Origin of the sequence: Brevibacillus fortis, assembly GCF_046196545.1 — a bacterium.
GTDB classification, from domain to species: Bacteria; Bacillota; Bacilli; order Brevibacillales; family Brevibacillaceae; genus Brevibacillus; species Brevibacillus fortis_A.
The window spans coordinates 5,746,296-5,759,140 of the sequence record NZ_CP176370.1; the positions used below are offsets into that span (position 1 = coordinate 5,746,296).

12 protein-coding genes are annotated in these 12,845 nt (G+C 47.5%); all 12 read right to left on the reverse strand.

Annotated elements, in window-relative coordinates:
- Nucleotides 1-13: 13 nt before the first annotated feature.
- Entirely contained in the window at nt 14-1,033 is a 1,020-nt protein-coding gene (locus tag ACKKE8_RS27935) for a vWA domain-containing protein (protein ID WP_409175875.1), read from the reverse strand.
- A 74-nt stretch (nt 1,034-1,107) separates the two neighbouring features.
- Nucleotides 1,108-2,229 (reverse strand): AAA family ATPase, encoded by a 1,122-nt coding sequence (locus ACKKE8_RS27940; RefSeq protein WP_409179216.1) that lies wholly within the window; start codon nt 2,227-2,229, stop codon nt 1,108-1,110.
- A gap of 16 nt (nt 2,230-2,245) precedes the next feature.
- Nucleotides 2,246-3,454, reverse strand: a complete 1,209-nt coding sequence (locus ACKKE8_RS27945) for an MFS transporter (RefSeq protein ID WP_409175876.1) — start codon at nt 3,452-3,454, stop codon at nt 2,246-2,248.
- A gap of 1 nt (nt 3,455) precedes the next feature.
- Nucleotides 3,456-3,935 carry a DUF6530 family protein gene (locus tag ACKKE8_RS27950; protein ID WP_409175877.1) on the reverse strand — a complete coding sequence of 160 codons (480 nt, stop codon included), beginning with the start codon at nt 3,933-3,935 and terminating at the stop codon, nt 3,456-3,458.
- A gap of 23 nt (nt 3,936-3,958) precedes the next feature.
- Nucleotides 3,959-4,318, reverse strand: a complete 360-nt coding sequence (locus ACKKE8_RS27955) for a GIY-YIG nuclease family protein (protein WP_409175878.1) — start codon at nt 4,316-4,318, stop codon at nt 3,959-3,961.
- Between the two features lie 148 nt (nt 4,319-4,466).
- Nucleotides 4,467-4,931 carry a GNAT family N-acetyltransferase gene (locus tag ACKKE8_RS27960; protein ID WP_409175879.1) on the reverse strand — a complete coding sequence of 155 codons (465 nt, stop codon included), beginning with the start codon at nt 4,929-4,931 and terminating at the stop codon, nt 4,467-4,469.
- A gap of 12 nt (nt 4,932-4,943) precedes the next feature.
- Nucleotides 4,944-6,074 (reverse strand): mandelate racemase/muconate lactonizing enzyme family protein, encoded by a 1,131-nt coding sequence (locus ACKKE8_RS27965; RefSeq protein WP_409175880.1) that lies wholly within the window; start codon nt 6,072-6,074, stop codon nt 4,944-4,946.
- On the reverse strand, nt 6,071-7,570 hold the full coding sequence (locus ACKKE8_RS27970; protein ID WP_409175881.1) for a serine hydrolase domain-containing protein: 1,500 nt from the start codon (nt 7,568-7,570) through the stop codon (nt 6,071-6,073). The genes ACKKE8_RS27965 and ACKKE8_RS27970 overlap by 4 nt, the downstream gene beginning before the upstream one ends.
- 3 nt (nt 7,571-7,573) lie before the next feature.
- Complete coding sequence (locus tag ACKKE8_RS27975; RefSeq protein ID WP_409175882.1) at nt 7,574-9,214, reverse strand: ABC transporter substrate-binding protein; 1,641 nt, start codon at nt 9,212-9,214, stop codon at nt 7,574-7,576.
- A 153-nt stretch (nt 9,215-9,367) separates the two neighbouring features.
- A complete protein-coding gene (locus tag ACKKE8_RS27980) occupies nt 9,368-10,681 on the reverse strand; it encodes a transcriptional regulator (RefSeq protein WP_409175883.1) in 1,314 nt (437 codons plus the stop codon).
- Between the two features lie 20 nt (nt 10,682-10,701).
- Complete coding sequence (locus ACKKE8_RS27985) at nt 10,702-11,706, reverse strand: dipeptidase (protein WP_409175884.1); 1,005 nt, start codon at nt 11,704-11,706, stop codon at nt 10,702-10,704.
- Nucleotides 11,707-11,720: 14 nt separating this feature from the next.
- A complete protein-coding gene (locus ACKKE8_RS27990; RefSeq protein ID WP_409175885.1) occupies nt 11,721-12,830 on the reverse strand; it encodes an aminopeptidase in 1,110 nt (369 codons plus the stop codon).
- Nucleotides 12,831-12,845 lie beyond the last annotated feature (15 nt).

The window sequence follows — 12,845 nt, forward strand, 5'->3', positions numbered from 1 at the left end:
GCCCGCGCTTCAATCATAAATACCGCGCAATAATCCGAACTAACTTTGCAGGGAACTCATGTAAATTGGTAATATCCAAAAATCTTTCATTCCCATAGATTTCACTTATCACATCCTTGTCTTGACCGATTGCGGCTGCTAGAAAAGTAACTCCTTTTCGTTCATATTCCTGGATGGTCTGTTTCATATCAGTAACGGCGTAACTTCCGGAATAGTCATCCATTGCTTTCGGTTGTCCGTCACTTATGCTAATCAACAGTTTTGTCTTTTGGGGGGAAGCTACTAATCGTTCCGCCATAATTCTAAGAGCCATTCCATCGCGATTATTACTTCTCGCTTGAATTCTCATTAACCTGAAGCGATCATTGGCATCCGCTTTATCGAAGTCGGCATAGGCAAAGATCGACATTTGCTCCAATCTGGAAACATCCGCAGTATCGCCATAGATCAAAATGGGGATATGACAAAGCTGACAATATTCATATACCGCGATCACTGCTCGTTTTGCTGCTTCTAATCTACCGTAAGCTGACATAGATGCGGATTCATCAACCCTAAGACCAACCACAAGAGAAGGGGATTCAGTTGGAGGACGTTTCTTGGCAAAATACTTGTAATCCCTGTAAGCAACGCTGTCTGCTTGAAATTTGCTACCATAATAACGATTCCTCGCAAAGTCGGAAGAGATCTCATGTTCCAGATATGGAAGTGTCTTTCTGGCAATCTCTTGCACGATAGGCATGAGTCCCTGACAAAGCCGGACATATTCCTGTTGGTTTTCCTCATCGTAGTCTGGACGGTGAACAATGAGCTTTACTTTTTTATGAATCGAATCGGAAATGACCTCTCTTGCATCTCGATTCAGCTTTTTACGGAAATCGCGTTCCTTTTGTTTCGCTTCCTCTGACATGGATTCAGGATTTGCCCGATGATAGTTGGGAGAGCCATCTTTCCCCAAGCCTGAACGTTCCATATGGGTAGAATCATCAGAGACACGAGAAGAGCCTTCGTCACTATCGGCAGATTTTTTCAATGCGATTCCCTTTTCCTCTCCATGGTTGTCTTTGCCAAAATCAGTGTCGTCTATATCTCCCCATGTCCTGATCTCTATGGCTTCGTCAGATTTTCGTTTTTTTTTAGTTCACTCTCGGCTTCTTCCAAGCTGACAAACAAACCATGATTTTTTAGAGCTTCTTCTAAAAGCTTTATTTCTTCCGAATCGGTGGTTATCTTGTAGATGACCTTATGATAAAGCGATTCTTTGGCGGAAGCTCCTCCGGCAATCGCATCTGCCCAGTAGAAAAAGGAACGCATTCCAGCCACGCCCTTGATCGCATTGGCCCGCGCTGTTCTGTCTAGAACCATAATCATGTCCGCTAAAATACCCAACACCTTTCCATCTTGAAAACCAGTTTTGGCTATTACACGTTCGATCATGATTTCTTTGGTCGGCAGGTCCATCTTTTCCGTATGCTGAACCCTGTCGCGCAGCGCTTCGTTTAACGGTCTGGTTCCCGCATAACTGCGATTTGTTGTGATAACCGCGATGAAGTCTGGGTGCCTGCGTATGATCTCGGTGGGAAGATTGATGCTGCCATCCAGCTCCAAGGCAGAGTTTAATGCCATTAACACCGCAGCATCACGAATCACGTTTGGTTCTTGGATTTCCAGAAGATAACCCTTTTGATAGGCTCTGACGATTTCCGAAGGGTAAAATCGGTACTCAATCGCTTCTCCATCGGTGTTTTCCGCTGCTGCAAGCTTCAGTAATTGCTTCATCTTCAAAGCAGCCTGTTCCTGTGTAATCCCCAGTGCATCCATCAAAATTTCAGCTATGCTTTGAAACCCATCGCTTTCATATAATGCTTTCCATACCGTTTGATCGGCAGGCTCCATTTTCTCTAAACGTTCAGAAGAAATGACCGGCAAAATAGCGCCAATAATATCCGATTTATCCATATCAGCAAAACAAGTCACTTTCGTATACGGCAGCCCAAAATTAGCCGATAAAGCTTTGGCTAGTTGTGTTTTACCAGAACCGGCGTCACCTTCTAACAATATATTGGCGATTTTCATTTCTCCGCGATTCCAGTTGCGTTTTACTTCTTTACGAATGCGCTGTTCTTCTTCACTGACCTTATGAGTGGAAGGCTTTTTCCAAACAAGCTTTTTTTCTGCATCAGTCAGCTGTCTTTCGGGTGACAACTCATATTTTTCATTTTCAGTCATCATACTTCTCCTCCCCTCATAGTGCTGAGTCCTTCACGCCTTTGCTCCTTTTTTCAACAAGAAGAGGGAGCAACATTGACGCACCGATCATCATCAAAACCCCGCTCACCACATATACCGCAACCAGGGAAAACGTCTCCTTCAGATAGCCGGATATAAACATCCCAATCACCATCATCCCCATAAAAACAGGCGTGATCGTACCAGATACCCGGCCAATAAATGCCCCTTCTGTGTTCCGTACAAGAAGCGTCTGGATTCCGCTTTGAATACAAGGGAAAAAGAAACCACTGATCACTAATAGAGAAATGGTTAGCCAAATCATTGTAGATGCGCCTATTCCCATCGTACAAACGGCTGCGACAAGCAAGCCTACCATAAGCAACATCTGTGGCCTCACCTTCTTGGCCATCCCGATTATGATCGCTCCTCCTGCCAACATGGCTGCCCCATTGGCCATAACCAACCACTGCAGAAATGGTTTGTCCTGTCCCAAATTCTCGATGACAAGGAAGATCTGAAGCGGTTGTGTCAGACCTGACGCCAATCCGACAGCACAGAAAGTCAAACAGAGAGTTCGTAAGGATTGATTGGACCCGATATAGCGCAGTCCGGCCTTCAATTCCTTTATGAAGCCGCCGGCATCGTCAGACTTCGGTTCCTCCTCGTCACGGGGAAGTGTCGCTAATATAAGGGAAGACCCTAGGAACAGAACAGCTGTCAGAATCAGAGAGACTGTAATTCCAAACTGGATGAAAATAAACGTGCCGATGACCGGACCTAAAACCGTAAAGACAGCGACAAGCGTTTGGGACATTGCCATCGCGCCCTGCAGTTGTTCAGCTGGCACATGACGCTTGTACAGTTTCATGGCCGAGGGTTGAGAAAATTGAGACAGGCTGGCGGAAATAAATGTTCCGATGAGAAGTGCCATCCATCCACCATTCGTGAGTGCAAGCAGCACAGCCCCGACGGACACGGCAGACAGCAGATCGCTCCAAACCATTGTCCGCTTCGGCCGCCATCGGTCAGCAAACGTTCCTCCAATCAGGCCGAATAGAAAAATGGGTGCAAATTCCGCAACCGAAATCAGTGATACATAAACCGGATTATTATTCGTCAATTCGCTAACGAAAAGAAGAACGGCATAATTCCGGATCCAAATTCCCAAATGTAGCAGCACGCGGGATAGGATAATCGTTCGAACATAAACATTGGAAAACATTTCAATACCCCATATCCTTTAATAGTTTTGCTAATGTGCGCAGACGTTCGCTGATCATCTCATCGTCGTTGCTCAGCGCTTGGCTGAACAGCTTAATGTCTTCATGAAGACTCTCATTGTCCGTACATATCGCCACGGTCATTGCATCCCCTTGCAGGGCGACCCGGTCGATGATGGGCTCCTGCGGGTCATAATAATGCTCATATCTGTATGCGTCGCGAAAGTGTGCCAAAGACCGACAAATCAGTATGGACATATCAAGAACACGATGGAGGGGCAGTTCCTCCGATTGTTTTGACCATTCTTCTCCCGTGCATCTCCATACCTTGGCAGATAGATCGACCTTTCTTCTGGAGCTGCCCTCCGCCAATCCCAAGGAAAGTGCCTTCGCATCTGTGTTCCTGGCTAATCTGCCATCAACGCGCTCATAGTTATCCGACACGACAACAGGCTTATGGTTCAAGGTGGTAGGTATTTTCATTTTCTTTCCCTCTTTTCGTTTGATTATTGTTCTATCTTTTTTTCCTGGTTGTATCCGCGCGCTCCGTACGGCTGGAGCTGGTCGAGCCATTTTTGTTCCAGTTTCTTCAGGGCATCCTTTTCATCAAAGAATCCGTCTTCCTTCTTTTTCAAAACCTCCAACACTTCAGAGACGAATGCCTCTTCTCCGTACTCATTCCATTCCCGTTGAAGCTGCTTGTTTATATGTGAACCCATTTTGAGACTGAATAGCTTTCCGTTCATTGTCTTGAGGTTGCGGGTGGCGGTGATCCAAATTTTTTGGTTTTGGGTGTTTTTGATCTGATACACCCCTGCCTGCGTTTTCGATTCTTTATACAGTTGTTTCAGTTCTTCACGATTCATCGTTTCTCCCTCACTTTTCATCACTATAAACAAATAAACAAAATAACAATTTGTTTGTTATTTAATAAACATAATGATTTATCGTCTTGTTATTGTCAAGTAAACAAAAAAAACACCGGAACATGTCCGGTGCCTAATTTGGGTCGGATTATAGCGTCTTCACCATATAATAGCGATCGTTTCCACTACCATATTCCGCAATCCGTGTCTCGATAACCGCAAAGCCTGCTTTTTGATAGAGTCCGACTGCTCCAGTATTATCAGGGCTTACGGTCAGGCAAATCTGACGAAACCCATCCTCACGCAGCTGCTCCAGCAATCGGTTCAAGAAAGAGAACCCATACCCCATCCCTTTACGATCTGCTCGGATGTAATACCCATACATGTAGCACTTGTCTGGCTGACGAAAATCCCTCATGAGCTGGCATACCCCTACAGGACGCGCCTCCTCTGCTTCCATGAAAAGTGCAACGCAGCCATGTCTCGCGAGTGGTACGAGCACCCATTCATCAATCGCTCCATGTACGCCAAAAGCCTCCTGCTCCATTGCCTTGATCATCTGAAGCTGGCTTTCTGTCAATGCCTCGACGATTTCTACGCGCGTATTTTGCATTCAGTCATCTCCCTATACGGGTTGCCGCTTCGCTCCGATGACCTGCTCTGACTTAACTGTTATGTCGGCAAGCACCGCTTCGTCTAGCTCTACACCTAACCCTGGCTGATCTGACACGACAATTTGACTCCCGTGAACCATAAGCTCGGCGACGTCCCGCGAAATGATCGCCGGTCCTGCCAATTCATTGGAAATGATATTCTTTTTCGCAAGCGACAAATGGGCACCAGCTGCACTGCCAATCGAAGACTCCAGCATCGAACCAATCTGACACTCCATTCCGGCCATCTCCGCCTGATTCACCAATTTGAGAGCAGGATATATCCCTCCACTTTTCATCAATTTGATGTTTACTTTATCTGCAGCTTTCTTCGCGATGACTTCTCGCATTTCCTTCGTCCCGTGCAGTCCCTCGTCTACCATGATTGGAATTGTTGTTTGCCTGCGAATTTCCGCGAGAGCGTCGAGATCATCAGCCAAGACAGGCTGCTCCATCCAATCAATGTGACAATCCTCGATCTGTTGCAAAACAAGCAAGGAGTTCGCACGGTTCTCCCAACCTTGGTTGGCGTCCACCCGTAGCGCTACGTCAGGACCAACTGCCTGCCGAACACCCCGAATTCGCTGGATATCTGTCCGAAGATCAGCCCCCACCTTTATTTTGATAGAGTCATACCCAGCTGCCACTGCTTGCCTAGCTTCATCTGCCATAACCTCTGGCTCTAAAATGCTTAACACATATGGAAAGGAAAGAGTCGTGTGATATTTTCCGCCCAACAAATGATAGACCGGTTGACCAGCCGCCTTTCCCATCAAATCATAGCAGGCAATATCAATGGCGGCTTTTGCTGCTGGGGCTCCCCAAACAACCTGGTTCATCTTCTCATGGATTCTCTCGATATCAAACGGATTCTCGCCGATCACAACTGGGGCCAGGTTATGAACGAGCATCGTATAGGTAGACTCCCAAGTCTCTCCGGTGACATTTTGATCTGGTACCGCTTCGCCTAGTCCGACCAAGCCATTGTCTGTCTCCACTTTTACAATAATAGACGGCATATCCTCATAAGAGGCGTACGCGATAATAAATGGGCGTTTTAGCGGCAACCTTATGGCATGAACCTTTACAGATGTTATTTTCATAATCGACTCCCCTCCGCAGCTGCTACTCGTGGAATGATTCGATAAAAAAGGGACATGGCTTTTACAGAGCCGTCTTCGCCTTTCACAAAGCCAACTGTAAACTCGCTTCCCTCCATATCGATGATAAATTGATGCTCTCCAATTGGTCGCAATGGATAGTTCAGCTTTTTTCCACCAAACGCATTCGACGTCTTATCTATCATCATCAGCACATCCTCTACCACATATACGATGATATCCATTCCTTCCCCACTAGCATAACGACCGACATACTCTCCTAATTGGGCAAGAGGGACACTGTATGTCTCGAATTGATACTGTGGCGTATTCAATGGACGTCCTTCTACGGCATGGAGTGCTGTCAGTGTGGCTTTTTCCACTGGGCTTCCGATCAAATTGGCCAAAGCCATAGATGTAATGCCCCGCTCCGGAACAATCGCTAATTGGGCGGCGACACCTTTGATCGCTCCACCGTGCCTGATCAAGGTACCCCCATAGTAGTCGGGTTGAATGGATAAGCCATATCCGTAATACCTACCGTAGCTGTTCTGGACATGCGGATAGGTCATTTGTTTGACGCTCTCCTCGGATAAAATCCTTTCCTTGCCCACGCATCCTCCTGTACGGAAAATTTCAGCGTAGTTCAACATGTCATGTACCGTTGAATTCAAATGCCCCGATGCCGCTACGAGTAGCCCATCCTCCCAATTTGGATCAGGGTAAATCTCAGATACGCCATTGCTCTCTTTAAAATGATAGATGGTCGTTACATCCGGCAGGTGAGGCAGATCGCTCAGAAGGAAGGTGCTGCTCTTCATATTTGCTGGTTCCAAAATATGCTCTTTGACATAAACGTCATACGACTTCCCACTCACTCTGGCTATGACCGCTCCCAAGAGAGAGTAGCAATCATTCGAATAGCTGAACAATTGTCCTGGAGAGCCCACCAGCTCATATTCCGCCAGGGCAAGAGCCTCCATCAGCTCTTCGAACGTATAGATCGGTTTCTGGTACTCCTTTTTTAAGTACCGATTCATCGGGTTATCCTCTTCAGCCATGTCATCGAGCATGGAGTTGCGAATCGCCAGGTTATCAATCGGCAGCGGCGGTATCCCCGTCGTGTGGGTCATAAAATGGTGGATCGTCATCTGCTCCGTTTTTTGACGATCCGGGGTGCGAAACTCAGGGAGGTATTTGATCACCGGATCATGAACAGAGAGCTTGTTCGCTTCCTGTAGCTGCATGATCGCCATGCATGTAAAAGACTTCGTAACGGAGGCCAATCCCATCACGGTATCAGGAGTGATTTCGAGTTCCTTTTCACGATCCCGGTAGCCAAAGCTTTTGCGAAACAGGCTCTGTCCATTCAGATTCACCCCCATGACGAAGCCCGGAACTCTGCCATCTCTCATTTCTTTTTCAACCAATTCTTCCCACTCTACTAACCAGCCTTGCTGTCTCATTTTTTCCACCTCTTTCGAATGTTGTAATGCCATGCCCTACTCGTTCACCCACATGTCCTGAATAATCAACGATGCTATTGGATTTGGCTTGACGCCTTGAATCCGGTTACTGACGACCACGAATGTTTTTGCGGAATAGAGCGGAATCCAATAGGCCTGTTCCACGACTCTTTTTTGAATGTCTGCAAAAACCTGCTGTCGCTGCGCTTGATCTGTTGTCGTTCGTCCTTTATCTAGCAGGTTATCGAGCTGTTGATCACTGAGGCGAAAGAAATTCAAGCCCCCGATCTGACTCGAATGCAGTAACAAGTGCAAAATATCTGGATCGACGCTACCATGATCCGTTGAGAACAAATCGAACTCGCCCTTCAGTGCCTGTTCAAGAGCTGTCGCTGATTCATACTTTTGGATATGCAATTCGACACCAATCTCTTTGAACATGCTTTGCACCAGCTGATGTCCGGGATTTGTATCTTCGATGAGCATCGTCAGGCTGAGCGTCTTCCCATCCTTTTCCCTTATCCCTTGCGCGTTTGGCTTCCATCCTGCCTCTTCCAGCAGTTGTCTGGCTTGCTCAGCATTGTACTTGTAGCCGTACTGCTCAACTGCCGCATCGTATCCGATCATCGTAGGCGGGATCGGTCCGTAGACAGGCACCCCCTCTCCTTGCAAATCCGCTATGATCAATGCGTCTTTGTTGATCGCCAAGTTCAGTGCTTTTCTCACGCGGACATCCTGCAGGATTTCATTTTCCAGATTCATCCCAATGAAGAACTCTGCAGGCTGCATTCCTTCCAACACCGTAAAATCTTTGTGATCCTTGTATTTCTTCGCGTCTTTCGGGGACACAGTGGCAATATCAATCGTCCCACTGTCGAGAGCAGCCATCATGGTCTGGTCGTCTTGAATAAATTTCAGAACGAACTTGTCAGGCCTTACAGGTCCTTGATTCAGAGCAAAAGGAGCTGCCCACTTATAATCGTCGTTTCGTACCAGTGTGATCGATTCGCCTGTTTTCCAGCTCTCGAATTTCCACGGACCTACCCCGACAGGATTGCGCCCCAGCTCATTTCCGTATTTGTTTCGTGCCTCTATGGAAATAGGTTGCTGGTAGCCGCTATATGATAAGTTAGAAAGTAACGAAGCGGAGGGCTCATCCAAATGAAAGATCAATGTGGAATCATCAGGAGCTGAAATGGATTTGATCGAAGATACGTCCGGTCCCGTAACTGGTGAGGCTGTTTTCGGATCGAGTGCACGTTCATAGCTTTGCTTAAAAACTTCTGCAGTGAGCGGTGTTCCATCATGGAACTTCACGCCAGGACGTATCTTGAACGTCATGGTCTTGCCGTCTTCCGAGATCGTGTACGATTCAGCCAGATGCGGCTTCAACTCAAACGTAAAGGGATCGAGGATCAGCAGAGCTCCCCCCAACATGCCCCCAACAAAATTTCCCGCTGACAACGACGTCTTTTGCGGGTCCAGCGTATCTGGCTCCATCTGGTAGCCCATGGTGATCGTCCCTCCCTTTTTGGGTTGGGAGTTTTTTGCTGGTTGACTTGCTTGCTTCTCGTCTGTAGCCGGAGTGGGAGCAGAGCTGCAGCCCACTATGGAAAAGACGAGTACACACATAAGTAAAACGCTGCGTATTTGGCCTTTTGACTGTTCTGATAGCATGTAGCGACCTCCTTTTTCGAGTCATTTCATTCGAAGTCTACTTGCGTCGTTATATAGTCGCTAATTGGATCGGATTATTTCTCAGATATGGGATGTCCCGGACTTCCTTCGAAAACGGAAAAACCGGGACAGGTTGATTTTACATGAGGAAAGTCATGGATGATTAAGGCGATACACAGCCCGCGGGCGTCCTTGCTGATACGGCTGCTCTTCTCCGACGACCTCTACGACCTGATGCTCGATCAGTTTTTTCAAGGTTCTTTCCGAGCTGCGGCGACTGATCTGGAGGTACTCGGCTAAATCGGAAGCGGTGAAGCGGTTATCGCGACGAAGCTTGACATACTGCATGATTTTCGTGATGGTAGCGACACTCACGCCAGTCTTCTCCGCGATCTCCAGCACTTCCTTGTTCTCGCTTTTTAATTGGAACGTCTTCGATTCACTATTCAGCGGACCGATCACTTCTTTTTCATCTGTCACCAGATACGCACTGCTTTCATTTGTTTTTTGTGCATGATAAATCGCAATGCGGGCGTTCGATTCGGCCTCTTTCGCTGTCAGGCCAAAACCAAACCCGATGGCAACCGTCACTTTGGCAAGCAGATCGACATTGCCCACGACTTGCATGATCTTCCCGTATTCAATCATTTGTTCGATGCTGCCTCTTGTTCCATAGATGATGAATTGATCCAGTCCCAATTTTTGAATGGAAGCGTCGGTCTCTTTGACAAGCTCCAGCAGCTCTTGCAGCAAAATAATCGTCGCATCCTGCCATTTTGTTTCTACTGGCGGACCATCATTTTGCTGGATCGCTGCAATCCCCACGGCGATTTGCGAATTTTTACTAATTTTCAATTGACCATAAGCAACGGCTTGATTGACGGCATCCCGAATATTTTTATCGGGACTGACGAGCGATGCGGAAGGGATATTCATCTCACGTAATCGACTGTATACGTAGTCAACGCCAGTCAAAGCAAAATGGCTCTGTTTCTGTTCCCAGCGCTCCTTGTGGAACTGGATAATCTCCTCCACGTCAAATCTCGTACCGCCTTCTTCAATAATCTCACTGTAGTCTTTTACATACCAAGGCGTAGAAGTAATGCCCAATTCTTCAGCGACCTTCTCAATATACTCCGCTTTTGGCAAATCTATCGAGATGCGGTCCAGTCCTCCTGGTACGTTCAGCAAGGTATGAAACAAAGAGAGGGAAATGGTATATTCATCAAGCGGGATGTACACGGCAGGCAACTTCTTTTGCTCTACCTTTTCCTTGGCAAAAAAATAAGGAAGTGGGCCGGCAAAAAGCAGCACGTCGCAATCATGGATTTGATCAAGCAACGCAGCACTCTCTTTTGGGTTCTGGTATGTATACGAGGTCTGTTGAATGTAATCAATGGATTGGGTATGCTTCAAGATCCTTGGCAAAAATTCTTCCGAAGAGATTACCGCTATCGTAATGGTCAATGTTCCACTCCCTCATCTCTCTATGATTTCCACACGTCCTTGAACACGCGAATGAAGTTTTTGCCCAAAATACGCTCAATCGCTTCATCCTTGTACCCTCTTTTGGCAAGGGCACGCACAAGCTCCGGAACCTTGGTATGTCCTTTTACGACATCAAAATCTTTGCGTCCTGCTTGGATAAACACATCGGGAGAATCGTATTTCATAAATGGCTCAATGATGTCCAGACCCAGTCCGACGTGTTCAATCCCAACCAGCTTCACGATGTGATCGACGTGGTTGATCATGTGCTCGATATCAGCCTGGTCATCTGTGTCCGCTACGAACAGATTGACGCCATTGATGCCAATTACGCCATTAGTGAATGCGATTGCCCTGATTTGCTCATCTGTCAAATTGCGCATGGAACTTGCTAATGTCCGGCAATTGGAATGCGAAGCGATGATAGGCTTACGTGCTACCTCGATCAGATCCCAGAAGCCTTCGTCATTCAGATGACTGACATCAATGATGATGCCCATCGATTCTGACTCTTCGACGACACGGATGCCGAACTCGGTAAGCCCGCCCTTGCGCCCTTCCCGTACCGGACTGAAATGACTGCCGTCTCCAACGAAATTCCGCCTGCTCCACACAAGGCCCATAAGGCGCACGCCCAGCTCGTAAAATACACGGAGCATACTCAGATCATTATATAACGGTTCCGCGCCTTCCAGAGAGAGGACAAAACCAATTTTCCCCATTCGCTTCGCGGTCTCGATGTCTTCCACACTTTTGCAAACCATGATCTTCTCAGGCGATTCATCCGCCTCCGCATGCAACGCGCTGATTTGTTGCAGTGCTTTTCTCAAGCCCATCTCCGGCAGGAATTTGTTGTCGATATAAATCGCTGCGACAACCGTCTGCACCCCGCCCGCCACGAAATCAGGTAAGTATTCCGATTCTATTACTTTTCGCCTGCCGTGCTCGCGTTGAATAGCGACATCTAGCAAAAGGTCAAAATGCGCGTCGATTCCATGTGTCATGTCTCATGCTCCTCCTACTCTTTCAGGTTTTCTGGATTAAGTGGTTCAAGCTCTGGCAAGAGAAAGCGTCCGTCTCTGCGAATCAAATGGTCATCGAACCAAATCTCACCGCCACCGTACTCCGGGCGTTGAATCATGACCATATCCCAATGGATGTTCGACTTGTTACCGTTGGATGCCTCGTCATAGCATCGTCCCGGGGTAAAGTGGAAGCTGCCGTCGATTTTTTCATCGAATAAAATATCCTGCATGGGCTCCCGAATGACCGGGTGAACCCCCAATGCAAACTCCCCAATATACCGGGCACCTTCATCCGTATCCAAAATGTTGTTCAAGCGCTCCGTATCATTGGCTGTGGCGTTAACGATCTTCCCGTCCACAAACTCCAGCCGTACCTTTTCAAAGGTAAAGCCTTGATAAGGCGAGGGCGTGTTAAACGATATGACACCGTTCACTGAGTCGCGAACAGGGGCCGTAAATAGTTCACCGTCTGGTATGTTATAGTGCCCCGGACACGGAATCGCTGGAATGCCTTTGATTGAGAAGGTGAGCTCTGTGCCAGGTCCCGTGATTTTCACACGGTCAGTTCGCTCCATCAGCTCCTTGAGCGGCTGCATGGCTTTTGCCATTTTGGCATAATCCATTGTGCAGACATCGAAGTAAAACTGTTCGAATGCTTCTGTACTCTTATTCGCTAGCTGCGCCATGGAAGGCGTCGGATAACGGAGATAGACCCATTTCTTTTTGAGGCGCACGATACTTACTTCTTTGAAAAAGGACGTAGCCAGCTTCATCTGCTCATCCGGGACATCGGACACTTCATTGATGTTCAGCCCACCCTCGATGATGATGCACGCTTGCATTTTTTCCATCCGCTCTTTGTCCATCTCTGCCTCTAAACGGAATTGCTCCTCTGTTCCCGCTAGCAGTAACTGACGGCTAATCGAGGATTCACGCAGGTTCACAAAAGAATGTCCGCCTGCTCGCGAAACTGCTTTGACAAGCTCCTTTATCAGAGCGGTGTCCACCTCCATCGCATCGATAAGCACGTTATCTCCCGGTTGCACATTCGTTGAGTAATTCACCAGCACATTCGCCAGCTTCGTAAGACGTGGGTCCAACATCTATCCATCACTCCT

Excerpts from the sequence above, each read along its gene's own strand:
- ACKKE8_RS27950 (WP_409175877.1), bottom strand. The coding sequence starts at position 3,935 with ATGAAAATACCTACCACCTTGAACCATAAGCCTGTTGTCGTGTCGGAT.
- ACKKE8_RS27975 (WP_409175882.1), bottom strand. The coding sequence starts at position 9,214 with ATGCTATCAGAACAGTCAAAAGGCCAAATACGCAGCGTTTTACTTATG.
- ACKKE8_RS27940 (WP_409179216.1), bottom strand. The coding sequence starts at position 2,229 with ATGACTGAAAATGAAAAATATGAGTTGTCACCCGAAAGACAGCTGACT.
- ACKKE8_RS27970 (WP_409175881.1), bottom strand. The coding sequence starts at position 7,570 with ATGGCATTACAACATTCGAAAGAGGTGGAAAAAATGAGACAGCAAGGC.
- ACKKE8_RS27965 (WP_409175880.1), bottom strand. The coding sequence starts at position 6,074 with ATGAAAATAACATCTGTAAAGGTTCATGCCATAAGGTTGCCGCTAAAA.
- ACKKE8_RS27955 (WP_409175878.1), bottom strand. The coding sequence starts at position 4,318 with ATGAATCGTGAAGAACTGAAACAACTGTATAAAGAATCGAAAACGCAG.
- ACKKE8_RS27985 (WP_409175884.1), bottom strand. The coding sequence starts at position 11,706 with ATGACACATGGAATCGACGCGCATTTTGACCTTTTGCTAGATGTCGCT.
- ACKKE8_RS27990 (WP_409175885.1), bottom strand. The coding sequence starts at position 12,830 with ATGTTGGACCCACGTCTTACGAAGCTGGCGAATGTGCTGGTGAATTAC.
- ACKKE8_RS27945 (WP_409175876.1), bottom strand. The coding sequence starts at position 3,454 with ATGTTTTCCAATGTTTATGTTCGAACGATTATCCTATCCCGCGTGCTG.
- ACKKE8_RS27960 (WP_409175879.1), bottom strand. The coding sequence starts at position 4,931 with ATGCAAAATACGCGCGTAGAAATCGTCGAGGCATTGACAGAAAGCCAG.